The 13,314-nt window shown below is 68.1% G+C and carries 12 protein-coding genes and 1 tRNA gene; 4 read left to right on the top strand and 9 right to left on the bottom strand.

Going from position 1 to position 13,314, the window contains the following annotated elements; all coding sequences use genetic code 11:
* Nucleotides 1–276 precede the first annotated feature (276 nt).
* On the top strand, nt 277–1,086 hold the full coding sequence (locus GO308_RS04230) for a ferredoxin--NADP reductase (protein WP_066481738.1): 810 nt from the start codon (nt 277–279) through the stop codon (nt 1,084–1,086).
* A 36-nt stretch (nt 1,087–1,122) separates the two neighbouring features.
* Here the strand turns inward: GO308_RS04230 and GO308_RS04225 are convergent, their stop codons facing one another.
* The 3 genes from GO308_RS04225 to GO308_RS04215 form a co-directional block, all read right to left on the bottom strand.
* The gene (locus GO308_RS04225) at nt 1,123–3,423 is read right to left on the bottom strand and encodes a TonB-dependent receptor (RefSeq protein WP_240884018.1); all 2,301 of its coding nucleotides are present in this window, start codon (nt 3,421–3,423) and stop codon (nt 1,123–1,125) included.
* A gap of 91 nt (nt 3,424–3,514) precedes the next feature.
* A complete protein-coding gene (locus tag GO308_RS04220) occupies nt 3,515–4,792 on the bottom strand; it encodes an MFS transporter (RefSeq protein WP_240884015.1) in 1,278 nt (425 codons plus the stop codon).
* Nucleotides 4,793–4,987: 195 nt separating this feature from the next.
* Nucleotides 4,988–6,088, bottom strand: a complete 1,101-nt coding sequence (locus GO308_RS04215; RefSeq protein ID WP_240884013.1) for an NmrA family NAD(P)-binding protein — start codon at nt 6,086–6,088, stop codon at nt 4,988–4,990.
* A gap of 64 nt (nt 6,089–6,152) precedes the next feature.
* Here GO308_RS04215 and GO308_RS04210 point away from each other — a divergent pair, with 64 nt between their 5' ends.
* A complete protein-coding gene (locus tag GO308_RS04210) occupies nt 6,153–6,770 on the top strand; it encodes a TetR/AcrR family transcriptional regulator (protein ID WP_240884011.1) in 618 nt (205 codons plus the stop codon).
* A 23-nt stretch (nt 6,771–6,793) separates the two neighbouring features.
* On the opposite strand, the gene GO308_RS04205 is transcribed toward GO308_RS04210, so the two are convergent.
* Complete coding sequence (locus GO308_RS04205; protein WP_240884010.1) at nt 6,794–7,525, bottom strand: hypothetical protein; 732 nt, start codon at nt 7,523–7,525, stop codon at nt 6,794–6,796.
* Complete coding sequence (locus GO308_RS04200; protein WP_066481752.1) at nt 7,522–7,890, bottom strand: hypothetical protein; 369 nt, start codon at nt 7,888–7,890, stop codon at nt 7,522–7,524. The genes GO308_RS04205 and GO308_RS04200 overlap by 4 nt, the downstream gene beginning before the upstream one ends.
* A 168-nt stretch (nt 7,891–8,058) precedes the next feature.
* On the opposite strand from GO308_RS04200, the gene GO308_RS04195 reads away from it, so the two are divergent.
* Nucleotides 8,059–8,679, top strand: coding sequence for a TetR/AcrR family transcriptional regulator (locus GO308_RS04195; RefSeq protein ID WP_240884008.1), 621 nt, complete (start codon nt 8,059–8,061; stop codon nt 8,677–8,679).
* Between the two features lie 107 nt (nt 8,680–8,786).
* Here the strand turns inward: GO308_RS04195 and GO308_RS04190 are convergent.
* Nucleotides 8,787–8,863 (bottom strand) — tRNA-Arg (locus GO308_RS04190).
* Nucleotides 8,864–8,945: 82 nt separating this feature from the next.
* Here GO308_RS04190 and GO308_RS04185 point away from each other — a divergent pair.
* Nucleotides 8,946–9,446, top strand: coding sequence for a hypothetical protein (locus GO308_RS04185; protein ID WP_240884006.1), 501 nt, complete (start codon nt 8,946–8,948; stop codon nt 9,444–9,446).
* Nucleotides 9,447–9,461: 15 nt separating this feature from the next.
* On the opposite strand, the gene GO308_RS04180 is transcribed toward GO308_RS04185, so the two are convergent.
* The 3 genes from GO308_RS04180 to hemB are packed head-to-tail and all read right to left on the bottom strand — an operon-like array spanning nt 9,462 to nt 13,296.
* A complete protein-coding gene (locus tag GO308_RS04180; protein WP_240884004.1) occupies nt 9,462–11,753 on the bottom strand; it encodes a fused MFS/spermidine synthase in 2,292 nt (763 codons plus the stop codon).
* Nucleotides 11,753–12,310 (bottom strand): GNAT family N-acetyltransferase, encoded by a 558-nt coding sequence (locus GO308_RS04175; protein WP_240884002.1) that lies wholly within the window; start codon nt 12,308–12,310, stop codon nt 11,753–11,755. Before GO308_RS04175 ends, GO308_RS04180 begins: the two co-directional genes overlap by 1 nt.
* The gene (hemB, locus tag GO308_RS04170; RefSeq protein WP_240884000.1) at nt 12,307–13,296 is read right to left on the bottom strand and encodes a porphobilinogen synthase; all 990 of its coding nucleotides are present in this window, start codon (nt 13,294–13,296) and stop codon (nt 12,307–12,309) included. Before hemB ends, GO308_RS04175 begins: the two co-directional genes overlap by 4 nt.
* Between the last annotated feature and the right edge of the window lie 18 nt (nt 13,297–13,314).

Below are 13,314 nucleotides of genomic sequence, written 5' to 3'. Positions count from 1 at the left end.
ATCTGCTCATGGTCGATTGCTGGGCCGGACAGTGATCCTGTCCGCTCCCCGGGTCAACCCGAAACGCGCGCGTTTTGCGGCGTAACGCGTGCCGCGCCTCACCGTGTCGGTGCCGGTCTTCCGCCTTTGCGGGCGCGATCGACCGGTCCGCCCTTGCGCCTGGCGGGGGTCAACATCACTTTCCCATTCCGGAAGCCGCGATTGATCGTTAAGCGACCCCATCCGCCCGCGCCTTGTGCATTCAACCGATACCTGCCCACGACCTGGAACCCGACAATGACCGAACTCGCCACCATGGAAGCCCTGGCCGAAGCCAAGGGGCTGTTCCTCCAGAAGGTCACCTGGGTGCACCATTGGACGCCCGGACTGTTCAGCTTCCGGGTCGAGCGGCCGCAAAGCTTTCGCTTCACGTCGGGCGAGTTCGTGATGATCGGTCTGGCGGGCACCGACGGGCGGCCGCTGCTGCGCGCCTATTCGATCGTCAGCCCGGCGTGGGAGGATCACCTCGAATTCTTTTCGGTCAAGGTCGCCGACGGCGCACTGACCTCGCGCCTCCAGCACCTTCAGGTCGGTGACCATATCCTGATGGGGCGCAAGACCACCGGCACGCTCGTCGCCGACGCGCTGGAACCCGGCAAGCACCTGATGATGATCGGCACGGGCACCGGCCTTGCACCGTTCATGTCGATCCTGCGCGATCCCGAAACGCATGAACGTTTCGGCCACATCGTCGTCGCGCACACCGTGCGCCAGAAGGAGGAACTCGCCTACAGCGAATTCCTGGGCGAGGAGATCAAGAATGACGAGATCTTCGGCGAGATGCTGCGCGACCGCTTCACCTATTACCCGACCGTCACGCGCGGCGCGTTCCACACCCAGGGCCGCATCACCGACCGCATCCGCGACGGCCGGTTCGGCGCGGACATGGGCTTGAGCGAGGCCGAACATGCCGAGGCGCGCTGGATGATCTGCGGGTCGATCGCCTTCAATGCGGAGATGATCGGACTGCTGGAGGGCATGGGACTGCGCGAAGGGACGCGCAGCAACCCCGGCCAGTTCGTGGTCGAGCGCGCGTTCGTCGGCTGATCCGCGAACGCGCGCGCCGGTCCCGGCGCCGCCGGGTCAGAAGTTGACCCGGCCGATCAAGCCGAAATAGCGATCCGCCTCGCGCGGGATGATGTAGCGGAAGCTGCCGCCCGGCCCGCCCGAGGTGATTGCGCTCGCGAAGCTCTGGTCGAACAGGTTCTTGACCTGGAACGTGACGCGAAAGCGGTCCTTGGCATCGATGATCGACGCGGCGAGGTCGACCAGCGCATATTCCTCGATCGTCGTAACCGCGCGCACGGCGGCGCTGGCGTCGAATTGCGACAGCTGCTCGGTCTGCCACGCCGCCTGGCCATTGACGCCGATATCGATCGCGCCGCCGGTGCGGATGCGCCAGTCGCCCGCCACCGATGCCTTCCAGTCGGGCGCATAGGCGAGGCTGGTGCCGTCGGGGACGACGTTGACGACATTGCCGCTGGTCGGAACGCGGAAGCGGTCGACGCGCGCATCGGTATAGGCGACGCCGCCGGAGACGCTGACGTCGCGCGCCGGGCTCCAGAGGAAGTCGAGCTCGCCGCCGCGTGTCGAAATCGTGCCGGCATTGGTGAAGCGGGTGACCACCACCCCTTCGACCAGATCGGGGTTGTTCGCCTGGAAATTCTCGTATTTCGCGTAATAGGCGGCGAGGTTGATGACCAGGCGACCGCCGAACAGGCTGTTCTTCAGGCCGATTTCGTAGCTGTCGGCGGTCTCGGGCTCGATGACGTTGGTGCCGGTCGCGCCAAGGTTGAAGAACACGTTGAACGCCGGGCCCTTGTAGCCGCGCGAATAGGTCGCGTAGGCGACCGATTCGGGCACGATGTCGAACTGGACCCCGGCGCGGCCCGACACGTCGTTGTTCGTCGTCTTGCCGTTGAACGGGCCGAAACTGGCGGCGATGCCGGGACCGGTCAGCGGCGACACACGGCGGTGGAACACCTCGAGCTGGTCATAGGTATAGCGAAACCCGCCGATCAGCCGCAGCCGCTCGGTCAGGTTCAGCGTCGCCTGGCCGAACAGCGCCAGGTTGCTGAAGGTCGATCCGAACGTTGCCGATCCGTTCGGCCGGGTGATGACCGTACCCGGCGCGGTGCACGGCGTCAGCGTGGTGGGCGCGGGCGTGCGCGTGCAGGAGATGACGTTGCGGGTAAAGGTCCGTTCGGTCTCCGCATTCGAATAGAAGAAGCCGAGCGTGTAATCGATCGTCTCGCCGCCCGGCGACGCCAGCCGGACTTCCTGGGTGAATGTCTCGCCCGTCTGCGGACCGATGTCGTGCAGCTGGGGGACGCCGACATAGGCCTGGTCCAGCCAGTCGCCGTCGCGAATCTCCTCATTGTCGTACCGCCGCCAAGCGGTGATCGAGGTGACGGTGAGCCCGCCGAGCGTCGCGTCGACCTGAAGCGAGGCGCCATAGCTTTCCTCGTTGGTCGCCGTGACCAGGTTCTGATTGACCTCGCGCGTCTCATCGCCGCGCGGTGTCGGCAACACGTTGGCGGGATTGAGCAGTGCGCCCGCAGCGCCGGTCGGCGCGGTCCCGATCAGCTCGGCGCAGCAATCATCCTTGGCCTGGCGCCAGTCGGCGATCAGCGTAAAGGTCAGGTCCGGGGTCGGTTCGGCGACAATCATGCCGCGCACGCCGTAATGCTCATATCCGTTGACGCGCGTGTTCACCGCGCGATTGAACAGATTGCCTTCGTAATTGCCGTAGAAGCCCGTGAAGCGGCTGGAGATGTTCGCGCCGAGTGGCACGTCCAGCGCGCCGCGCACGCGATATTCGTTGCCCTGGTCGAAGTAGAACGCGCCCTCGACATAGCCGCCGAGCTCATTGCCTGGTCGCCGCGTGACGATGTTGACCACGCCGGCCGACCCGTTCTTGCCGAACAGGGTGCCCTGCGGCCCGCGCAGCACCTCGAGCCGCTCGATGTCGATCAGGTCGCTGAACGCTTCGCCCGCGCGGCTGTAGACGACGCCGTCGACGACGGTCGAGACCGACGGCTCGCCCGCGATCGAGAAGGTCGAGGTGCCGACGCCGCGCAGGAACAGCGACTGGTTGATCGTCGTACCCGATTTGCGGAAATTGAGCGTGGGGACGAGATACTGCGCATTCTCGAGCGAGACCGCGCCCTGGCGGTCGAGCAGATCGCCCGAAACGACCGAGACCGCGATCGGCACGTCCTGCAGCCGTTCCTCGCGCTTCTGCGCCGTGACGACGATGTCGGCCGCGACATTCTCCTCGGCCGGATCGGGCGTATCGGCCTGCTGCGCCCATGCCGGCAACGCGAACATCGTGCAGCTCGCCATCAACGCGGCGGTCCGCGAAAATCCCTTGCGGTTCATCATGACACCCTCCCTTTTCAAGCCATCCGGCCTTTTAAATCCTATTCGTCCGATAGGAATATAGAAACGCTATCCCGCTCCCCAACTGCGCCTACTAGTGCGCCGGCACAATCTCGCGCGCGCCGGGCGGGCCGTCCACCGTGCGAATCACCGGCACCAGAAGCTGGATCCACCCGATTGCCAGCAGATAGGATATGGCGGCAAAGCCGAACAGCGGCAGATAGCCGAGCCCCGCCGAGAGCACGAGCCCGGCGACCTTGGCGATCACCAGACCGCCGATATTGCCGCTGAACGCGCCGAACGCGGTCACGCGGCCGACCTTCTCCTGCGGCACGACGTCCGCGATCAGCGCGAACAGGTTGGTCGAGAACGCCTGGTGCGCGGCAAGCGTCAGTGCGATGATCGCGATCGCCAGCGGATAGCTGTGGGCGGTGAGCGCGACCGGCACCGGCAGCACGAGCAGCGCGGCGCACAGCATGATCCCCTTGCGCACCGCGTTCACGCCATAGCCACGCTGGAGCAGGCGGGTCGAGATACCGCCGCCGAGCAGCGATCCCGCCGCTGCGCCCGAATAGGCGATGGCCAGCGGCACGCCCAGCGCGACGCCCGACAGGCCGAACTCGCGATTGAAGAAATCGGGCAGCCAGAACAGCATCAGCCACCATGTCGCATCCGACAGCACCTTGGCCACCGCGATCGCCCAGGTGCGACGCTCGGTCAGGATCGGGCCGTAGCGATCGGGCGTGGCAGCAGCGGATTCTGCCGCCACCGGTGCGGTGCGCGCCGGCGCGCCGAGGCTCAAGCCGCGGGTCGCAACCAGCCAGATGCCGGCCCACAGGATGCCGACCATGCCCGCCGCGACAAAGGTCGCCCGCCATCCGAAGCTGAGTGCGACCAGCGGAATGGCCAGTGGTGCCAGGATCGCGCCGATCGAATTGGCCGCGTTCATCGCGCCATAGCCGCTCGATCTGAGCGCCGGGGGCAGGATGGCGGCGATCGACTTGATGCCGACGGGCGTGCCCATCGCTTCGGTCGCGCCCAGCGCCACGCGGACCATCACGAACTGTACGGTGCTCTGTGCCCAGCCGTGCAGCATCGCGGCGATCGACCAGGCGGCGACGCCGAGCGGATTGGCCCATTTGACCCCCAGCTTGTCCGCGATCCAGCCGGTGAAAAGGAACGCGACCGCCGCCCCGCCCTGAAACCAGGCGGCGAGCGTGCCGTAATCATTGTCGGTCCAGCCGAGATCCTTCGAGATCACGGGCTTGAGCACCGCGATGATCTGGCGGTCGACCAGATTGAGGATGCCCGCGGTGATGACGAGCGCGAAGAGCAGCCAGCGCCGCGCGGTGCTCAATTCGGCATATGTCAACGCGCGCTCCCGCCGCTCGAGGGAGCGCGAACATGGCCTATCCGCCCGCACAGGAAAAGCGCCATCGGCAAAGGACCGGCGCAGGCCAGCCGGGGGTCGCCGGCACGTAGCCCGCGACCGGCACGCTTGCGGATGCTGCGCTGTCGATGCTGTGCCGTCAGGGCGCGGACATATATCCGCTCGCCTCGCCCCCGGTCATGCCGCTTCACCGACGCGAAGGACCTCGCCTTCGCTCCCTTTGTCGACCTGCGCGGACCTGAGCGCACGCCAGCCGGCATCCTCGATCGCAAAGCGCGAATCGGCAGGACGGCTGAGCCCCAGCCGCTGGTCGAAGGCGTCGAGGTCATAGCCCGGCATCATCGGGGTCCGCATGAAGTCGGTCCAGGCGCGTGCGCTTGCGCCGAAGCTGCGACGGGCTTCGGGAAGCGCGGCATAGCGCCGGGCGATGGTGTCGAAGCTTTCGGGCGCGCGGCCCGTGACGCGCCGCACGTCGTCGGTCGGCGCGCGGAATGAAAAGGCGCCCTGGGCGTGATCGCGCACCCAGTATCGGAAGCCGCTCAGTTCGTTGGCGGGCACGCCCTGCATGCGCGCAGCCTTCAGGAACAGCCACATCGGCATTTCGACCGCCCGCACCTTGCGCGCGAGCACCCGCGTCAGGATCGCGGCCATGTCGCGCGTCGACAGCAGCTCCGGCCCCGTCGGGCTGTAGCGGCGTCCGCCATGCGTCTCCGGATCCAGCAACGCGGCTGCGGCGACAGCGGCGATGTCCTCGTTCGAGGGCGGCGCGTTGCGGCTGTTCCCGGACAGCGAGGGCAGAATGCCCAGATGCGCGGCGAACCCGATCAGGCGCAGATAATTGTCGGCAAAGAAGGGCGGATTGACGATTGTATAGGCGATGCCGGGGATCGCGCCGAACAATTCGTCCATCGCCCACAATTGCCGGGTCAGCCAGGCAGGATGCGCCGGACCCGCCAGCCACTGGCTGAGGCCGACGATCGATTCGACACCGGCGTCTTTCGCTGCGGCCGCGAAGTGCGTCGCGCCTTCCAGCATCGCCGGGTCGAACGCCGGCAGGAAATAGGCACGCCGCACGCCCTGAACCGCGGTGCGCACGCTGCCCGGATCACTCAGGTCGCCCACCACCGTCTCGACGCCCTCGCGCTCCAGCCGCTCGCTGCGTTTGTCGCGCCTGCGGACGAGCGCCCTGACCGGCGCACCGTGCCGGCGCAGTTCCGCCACGACCGCCTGGCCGGTCTTGCCCGTCGCGCCGGTCACGAGAATTCTGGGATGCGTCATCATGGTCTCCTGCAATGGGGGCAGGCGTCATTAGGATAGATGATGCTTGTCATCTTTTTAGATGATGACTATCCTCTATCTTGTCAAGACGTCGGGAGAAGCAGCGATGCGCGTGTCGCAACAGGAAAAAGCGCGGAGCCGGGCGCGCATTGTCGACAGCGCCAGTCGGGCCTTCCGGGCGCGCGGGGTCGAGGGGGCGAGTGTCGGCGACGTGATGAAGGAGGCGGGGCTCACGCATGGCGGCTTCTATCGCCATTTCGAGTCGAAGGACGCGCTGCTCGCCGCCGCGCTGGAAGCCGCCTTTGCCGAAATGATCGGACGCGTGACCGACGGCCTGCAAGCCGAAGCGCCCGACGATGTCCGCCGGGCGTTCCAGACCTTCTATCTGTCGGCGGGCCATCTTGCGGCACCCGAAACCGGATGCCCCGCCGGCGCGCTCAGCGGCGACATCGCACGCGCGGACGGCGCAGTGAAGCGTGCGTTCGGCGGGGGGCTGCGCCGGATGATCGACGCCTTCGCCACGACATTCACCGGGTCGAGCGCCGACCCGCGACGCGAGGCCATGCGCGAATTCGCCATGCTGGTCGGCGCGGTGATGCTGGCGAGGGCGAGCGACCCGGAAATGGCGGGCACGATCCTGCGCACCTGTGGCGCTTCGGACGAGGCCGAAGCCGCCGCCTGATCGAGACGCTCGGATTCTCGCGTTCAGCCGCCGGCGAGCGCGGCGCCGAGCACGACCGGGATCAGCGTCGCGGCGCTCGCCCCGATGGCGAAGTTGCGATCGCGAACCAGGTTCTGGACGACGATGCCGGCCAGTGCCCAGGCAATGGCACCTGCATAGATGAGCGCCCCCGACGACGACGCCACGATCGTCCCCAGCGCGCCCGCCGCCCCGAGCAGCGCCAGCTGCCAGTCGGTGCGGACCGCGACCCCGCTCCACTTCAGCGTCGAACCCAGGTTCACCCAGGTCGCGGCCGAGATCCACCCGGCGAGAAGCAGAAGCGGTGCCGCGCCGAGCCAGAACGCCCAGCCCGAAAGCGGCCCTGCGACCGCGATCGTCCACACCGCAGCGAGCAGCGTCACGAGTGCGGCCGCGATCAGCCCGACGCTGGTCCAATCGATGTCGCGCCTGGCCACATGCCACTCCCACGCCGTGTTCAGCGTCCACGCGGCCACCGCCAGCCAGCCGAGCGCGCGCATCAGCGGGTCGGACGGGTTGAGCGTGTGCCACACCGCGAAACCGAAGCTCGCGGCAAAGATCACCGCCCAGATGGTGAAGAACGGTGCCCATGGCACGATCGGCAGATGCTGGCGCTCCGACCGTTCGGGCACCGTCTTTTCCCAGCCGCGCAACTGCGGCCAGCTGGCCATGACGGCCTGGGCGAGCGCGGCGACGATCACCAGCGCGACGCGGACGAGATCGAACGGTTCGGTCATGGCAGGCTCCTTAACAGGATGACGGGCCAGAAAAGGACGATGGGAAGGAAGGTCAGCGCCGGACCCCACGGCACGGGCGCGCCCGCGCGCCACGCCGGCAACACGAAGGTCAGCAGCCACGCGGTCTTGTAGATGACCTGGAGCACCAGGACGCCCGCCATTGCACGCGGCCAGGCGAGGCCGACGACCGAACACAGGAGGATGGCGCCCCATAACGCGGCGACGAGCAGCCGCAGCGCCGCCGAATCCGGGACCCCGGGACCGAACACCGCCGCAGTGCCGCGCATGTGCAGCGCGATCACGACGGGCAGCAGGATGAGGATATTGGCCGTATAGGCCAGCCGCAGCAGCGTCTCGCCGTTCATCGGCCACGCGCCTCCCCCACCCCCGGCGACCATCGCGCGAAATGAAACCCGATCATGTCGTCACGCCCTCGCTTTCGATGACACTTGGCATTGGCCGCAGCGTCGCTAGACTGGATCAAGCGTCATAATGCATGAGCGTTAGTTTGGTTCAAGTGATACATGCCTAGGATGGTCGGCACGCCGAACCGCGCGACGGCAAAGCGGCGGGCGGAGCTGCTCGACCGCATCCGCGCCCGCCTTCAAGATCGCGGCGCGGGGCCGGCATCGTGGCGCGACATGGCCGCCGCCGCCGGCGTCAGTCTGTCGAGCCTGACGCACCATTTCGGACGGCGCGACGACGTGATCCGCGCGCTGATGGAGGACGAGAAGAGCCAGGGGGCCGAGCCGCTCGCGGTGATGGCGCGCCCGACCGGCGACTTTGCGACATCGATGCGCGACGCGGTCGGGCATCTGGCCGGTGGTCTGGTCCATGCCGGGCTGGACCGGATGATCGCCAGCGGGCTCGCCGAGGGCCTGGGCCATCCGACCGTCGGGCCCGCATTCGTCGCCAACCTGCTCGAACCGATGATCGAGGCGGCTGAGGCGCGGCTGGAGGCGCATGTCGCGCGGGGCGAGATGCGCGGTGGCGACACGCGCCTCGCCGCGATCCAGCTGATCGCGCCGGTGCTGATCGCGGTGCTCCATCAACGCCCGCTTGGCGGCGCTGCGGTGCGGCCGCTCGACCTCGACGCGTTCGCGAGCGATCACGTCGACAGCTTTGTCCGGAGCTGGGGCCTGCCGCAGTCCTGATGTGCTGAAAACGGTGCGCCCAGCGGATACCCCGCGGTCACGCCTCGGGTCAGCCGACACGCCCGAATATCGGCCCGACAAAATCCGTCGAAATGGCGGGAAGAAATTGGCGCGCCCGGAACGATTCGAACGTCCGACCCTCAGATTCGTAGTCTGATGCTCTATCCAGCTGAGCTACGGGCGCGCGGGAAGTGGGCACATAGAAGGCTGTCGACGGGAGCGCAACCCTGTTGCACGGATAATTTCCGCCGCCTAAGCGCGTGGCCATGCGCGCACATCTCATCCTGGCCGCCCTTGTCGCCCTGACGGCGGGCTGTGCCAAGCGCTCGGGCGACGGCTATCCGTCGCTGCTGCCGCGCGCGATCGAGTCGGCTGATACGGCGGAACCGATGCGCGAGCCCGTGCCCGCGGCGCCCGATCCCGCGCTCGACCAGCAGGTCACGGCCCTCGCGGCGCGATTGGACGAAGCGTCGCGCGTCTTTGCCGCCCAGGCAGATCGGGCAGCGCAGCTGGCCGCGAAGGCGCAGGGCGCGGACGCCGGCAGTGAACCGTGGCTGGCCGCGCAGGTCGCGCTGGGCGAACTCGACGTCCTGCGCGCGGCGACCAGCGGCCTGGTCGCCGACATCGAACGGTCGATCATCGACCGCGCGGCTGCCGGCGCGATGCCCTATCCCGCGCTCCAGTCGCTCTACGAGGATGCGACGCGACGCGCGGCGGCGGAACGGGCGCGGGTGACCGAGATCGAAGCGATGCTCGCCACGGCCTGAGGCCGGTCGCTTGCCCTAGCGATTCATGTCCGGGTGCAGCGCCAGCAGCACCGGCAGGATCGAGGCATAGTCATCGGTCCATGCCTGGACCCGCTTGCGGTTCGCCAGCGGTTCCCACGGCCCCTCCGCCATCAGGGTCGCCAGCGTCTCGGGATCGCGGGTCAGCACGATCCAGTCGGAAACGGCACCCGCTTCCTCCTCCGCGCCGGGACGATGGATCAGCCGCGCGGCATACCAGTCGCCACCCGCCGCGGTTGCCGTGATCACCGGCGCCAGCGCGAGATAGCGGTTCGAAATGTGGACGAGCAGCGCGCCGCGCCGCGGCAGGACGCGGGCATAGGTCGCGAAGGCCTGGCGCGTCATCAGGTGCATCGGCACCGCATCCGAAGAAAAGGCGTCGAGGACGAGCAGGTCGAGGCTGGCCGTCCGGGTTGCCTCGAGCGACAGTCGCGCGTCGCCGAGCGTGATCTGTGCCGACGGCTGGCAGCGCGACAGGAAGGTGAAGCGCCCGTCGTCGCGCGCCAGCCGCACCACCGCCGGATCGATCTCGAAAAAGCGCCAGTGCTGGCCCGGCCGGGCAAAGCAGGCGAGCGTGCCTGCACCGAGCCCGACCACCCCGATCCGGGCCTCCCGACCATAAAGTTCGGGCGCGGCGAGCAGCGCGCGACCGACGCCCGATCGCGGCAGATAATAGCTGGTCGGCCATCGTTCGCGATCGGCCGATCCGGTCAGCTGGATGCCGTGCAGCGTCGTCCCGTGCGACAGCTGGCGTCGAAAGCCGTCCTGTTCGACCGTGTAGACCCCAAAATAGCTGCGCGTGCGGATATCGCCCTGCCAGCTCAGCCACAGCGACTGGAACCCGCCGAACAGCAGCAACGATCCGGTCAGCACGATCAGGAACGCGATGCGCGTCCCGACGGTCAGCACCCCGATGACGGTCAGCGCGACGAAGGGCAAGCCGGCCTCCGGACCGCCCGCCATGCCTTCGCTCCACCACAGCCCACCCGCGACGACCCCGGTGACAAGCAGGGCGACGAATCCGGTGCGCAGCGCGACCGCGCGGCGCGATCCCTGCCACAGCCGGGCGACCGGATCGATCAGCCAGCTTTGCGGCACGAGCGCCCCGGCGGCGATGATCAGCAGCGGATATTCGTAGGTCCAGTCGAAGATGATCGGTGCGATCAGCGCGGCGAACACCCCGCCCAGCGCCCCACCCACCGACATCGCCAGATAAAAGCCGGTCAACCCGCGCGGTCCGGGACGAAGATCGTACAGCCGGGTGTGCAGCGCGACCGCCACCGCGAACAGCACGCTCAGCGCCATGAGCGCATTGAGGAAGGGCTGCGACGTGCTGCCGCCGATCATCAATCCGCCGAAGATCAGCACAACGACCGGCGCGAATTTGGTGATCGCGTCCGCCACCCCGCGCCGGTCGGCAAAGGCTGCGGTGAAGCTCAGGAGGTAAAGCCCGAGCGGCAGCACCCAGAGCAGCGGGACGGCGACGATGTCGGTGGTCAGGAAGGTGCTGGTCGCCAGCATCAACCCCGACGGCACGGTCGCGAGCGCGATCCACATCAGGATGCGGCGGGGTGTGGGCGGGCGCTCGGCCGCTTCGGCCACGTCGCGCGCCGGCGGCGGCGCACTGGCCATCGGGGCGGCGCGCGCCCGCCAGCCGCAAGCGAGGACCAGCACGATCAGGAGCAGATACCCCGCGCTCCACAGCCGGCTTTGCGCACTGAGCGCCAGTGCCGGTTCGACCAGCAGGGGATAGGCGAGCAAGCCCGCGAAACTGCCCGCGTTGGACGCGGCATAGAGCGCATAGGGGTCCGCGCCGCCGCTCGCGACGCTGAACCAGCGTTGCATCAGCGGCGCCTGCGCCGACACCGCGAAGAACAGCGGGCCGATCGATGCCAGGAGAAACAGCGGCACCCACAGCACGGGCTCCCCCGCCCCGGCCGGATCGATGCGCGCCAGGCCGATCGGCAGCCAGATCGCGGCGAGCGCCAGCACCGCGAGATGCACGACGACCTGGCGTGCCACCGTGATCCGGCCGAGCGCGTGCGAATAGGCATAACCGCCGAGCAGCAGCGCCTGATAGACGAGCATCGCCGAGTTCCACACCGCCGGCGCGCCGCCCAGCCGGGGCAGCGCCATCCGCGCGATCATCGGCTGGACGAGGAACAGCAGGAACGACCCCAGCAGGATCGTGACCAGGAACAGCCGGCGCGTCGCTGCGCTACCCTGAACCGCAGCGGCGCCCGGCCCGTTCGGCGCGGGCGCCGCCTCCGTCATCGGCGAATCGGTCATTACGTGCCGTTCGCGCCGGCGGCCACCGGACGGTCAATCGCATAGACGATCATCGCCGCCTGGGGGCTGTCCGGCGGATAGTCGGGATGGCGGAAGTCGAGGTCGGGACGGCGCACCATGCCCAGCCGCAGCATCAGCCCCCATGACCGGCTATTGCCGATCACCGTCCAGGCCGAAATCCGGGGATGCGGGGTGTTGGCCCAGCCCCAGGCGATGCTCGCCGCCGCGGCTTCGCGCGCCAGGCCGTGGCCCCACCACCGCTCACCGAAGCGCCAGCCGATTTCAAGGTCGCCCATCACCGGCGTGCCGGGATGGCCCCCGATGCGCAGGCCGCACACGCCCGCCAGCTCGCCCGTTTCGCGCAGGGTCGCAGCCCACATGCAATGTCCGTACTTGGCCTGTTGCGCCATCTGGGTATCAATGATCGCGTAATGCCGCTCGGCCGGCACCGGCCCGCCGAAATGTTCCATCATTGCCGGTGTGTTGACCAGTGCGTGGAACACCGGCTTGTCCGCCTCGGTCCAGGGGCGCAGGTGCAACCGTTCGGTCAGGATCACGGGCGCAGCAACCGCGCGGCATGCAACGCGTGATAGGTCAGCACGCCCGAGCAGCCCGCGCGCTTGAACGCCATCAGCGTCTCCAGCACCAGCGCGTCGCGATCCCCCGCCCCGGCGGCCGCCGCGGCCTCGATCATCGCATATTCGCCGGAAACTTGATAAGCGAATACAGGGACTTCGAAGCGTTCCTTCACCCGACGTATGATATCCAGATAGGGCAGGCCCGGCTTGACCATGACGCTGTCCGCGCCCTCGTCCAGGTCCATCGACACCTCGCGCAACGCCTCCTCGGCATTGGCGGGATCCATCTGATAGGTCTTCTTGTCGCCCTGCAGCAGCCCGCGGCTGCCCACCGCGTCGCGGAACGGGCCATAGAAGGCAGAGGCGTATTTGGCGGCATATGACATGATCTGGACATTGACGTGCCCGCCCGCCTCCAGCGCCGCGCGGATCAGGCCGATGCGCCCGTCCATCATGTCGCTGGGTGCGATGATGTCCGCCCCCGCCGCCGCCTGGTTCAGTGACTGGCGCACCAGCACGTCGGCGGTTTCATCGTTGAGCACATAGCCCGCCGCGTCGATCAGCCCGTCATGGCCGTGGCTGGTATAGGGGTCGAGCGCGACATCGGTCAGCACGCCGATGTCGGGCACCGCCGCCTTGATCGCGCGGATCGCCCGGCACATCAGATTGTCCGGGTTACAGGCTTCCTCCGCATCATCGGTGCGCAGTTCGCGCGGCGTGTTGGGGAACAGCGCCACGCACGCGATGCCCGCGTCGCGCGCTTCTCGTGCCCGATCGACGATCCGATCGACCGACCAGCGCGACACGCCGGGCAACGATGCGATCGGCTCCTCCACCCCCTTGCCCGACGTCACGAACAACGGCCAGATCAGGTCGGCGGCGGCAAGGTGGGTTTCGGCGTGAAGGCGGCGGCTCCACGGCGTGGCGCGGGTCCGCCGCAGGCGCAGCGCGGGATAGTGGCTCATGGCGCCGGGTTGTGCGTC

Source organism: Sphingomonas sp. SFZ2018-12, from assembly GCF_022496715.1.
In the GTDB taxonomy this organism is placed as follows: domain Bacteria; phylum Pseudomonadota; class Alphaproteobacteria; order Sphingomonadales; family Sphingomonadaceae; genus Sphingomonas.
This window is presented reverse-complemented; position numbering and strand designations above follow the sequence as displayed.

Coding starts and splice junctions, on each gene's coding strand:
- GO308_RS04230 (WP_066481738.1), top strand. CDS start 277: ATGACCGAACTCGCCACCATGGAAGCCCTGGCCGAAGCCAAGGGGCTG.
- GO308_RS04215 (WP_240884013.1), bottom strand. CDS start 6,088: ATGACGCATCCCAGAATTCTCGTGACCGGCGCGACGGGCAAGACCGGC.
- GO308_RS04185 (WP_240884006.1), top strand. CDS start 8,946: ATGCGCGCACATCTCATCCTGGCCGCCCTTGTCGCCCTGACGGCGGGC.
- GO308_RS04225 (WP_240884018.1), bottom strand. CDS start 3,423: ATGATGAACCGCAAGGGATTTTCGCGGACCGCCGCGTTGATGGCGAGC.
- GO308_RS04205 (WP_240884010.1), bottom strand. CDS start 7,525: ATGACCGAACCGTTCGATCTCGTCCGCGTCGCGCTGGTGATCGTCGCC.
- GO308_RS04210 (WP_240884011.1), top strand. CDS start 6,153: ATGACTATCCTCTATCTTGTCAAGACGTCGGGAGAAGCAGCGATGCGC.
- hemB (WP_240884000.1), bottom strand. CDS start 13,296: ATGAGCCACTATCCCGCGCTGCGCCTGCGGCGGACCCGCGCCACGCCG.
- GO308_RS04195 (WP_240884008.1), top strand. CDS start 8,059: ATGGTCGGCACGCCGAACCGCGCGACGGCAAAGCGGCGGGCGGAGCTG.
- GO308_RS04200 (WP_066481752.1), bottom strand. CDS start 7,890: ATGAACGGCGAGACGCTGCTGCGGCTGGCCTATACGGCCAATATCCTC.
- GO308_RS04180 (WP_240884004.1), bottom strand. CDS start 11,753: ATGACCGATTCGCCGATGACGGAGGCGGCGCCCGCGCCGAACGGGCCG.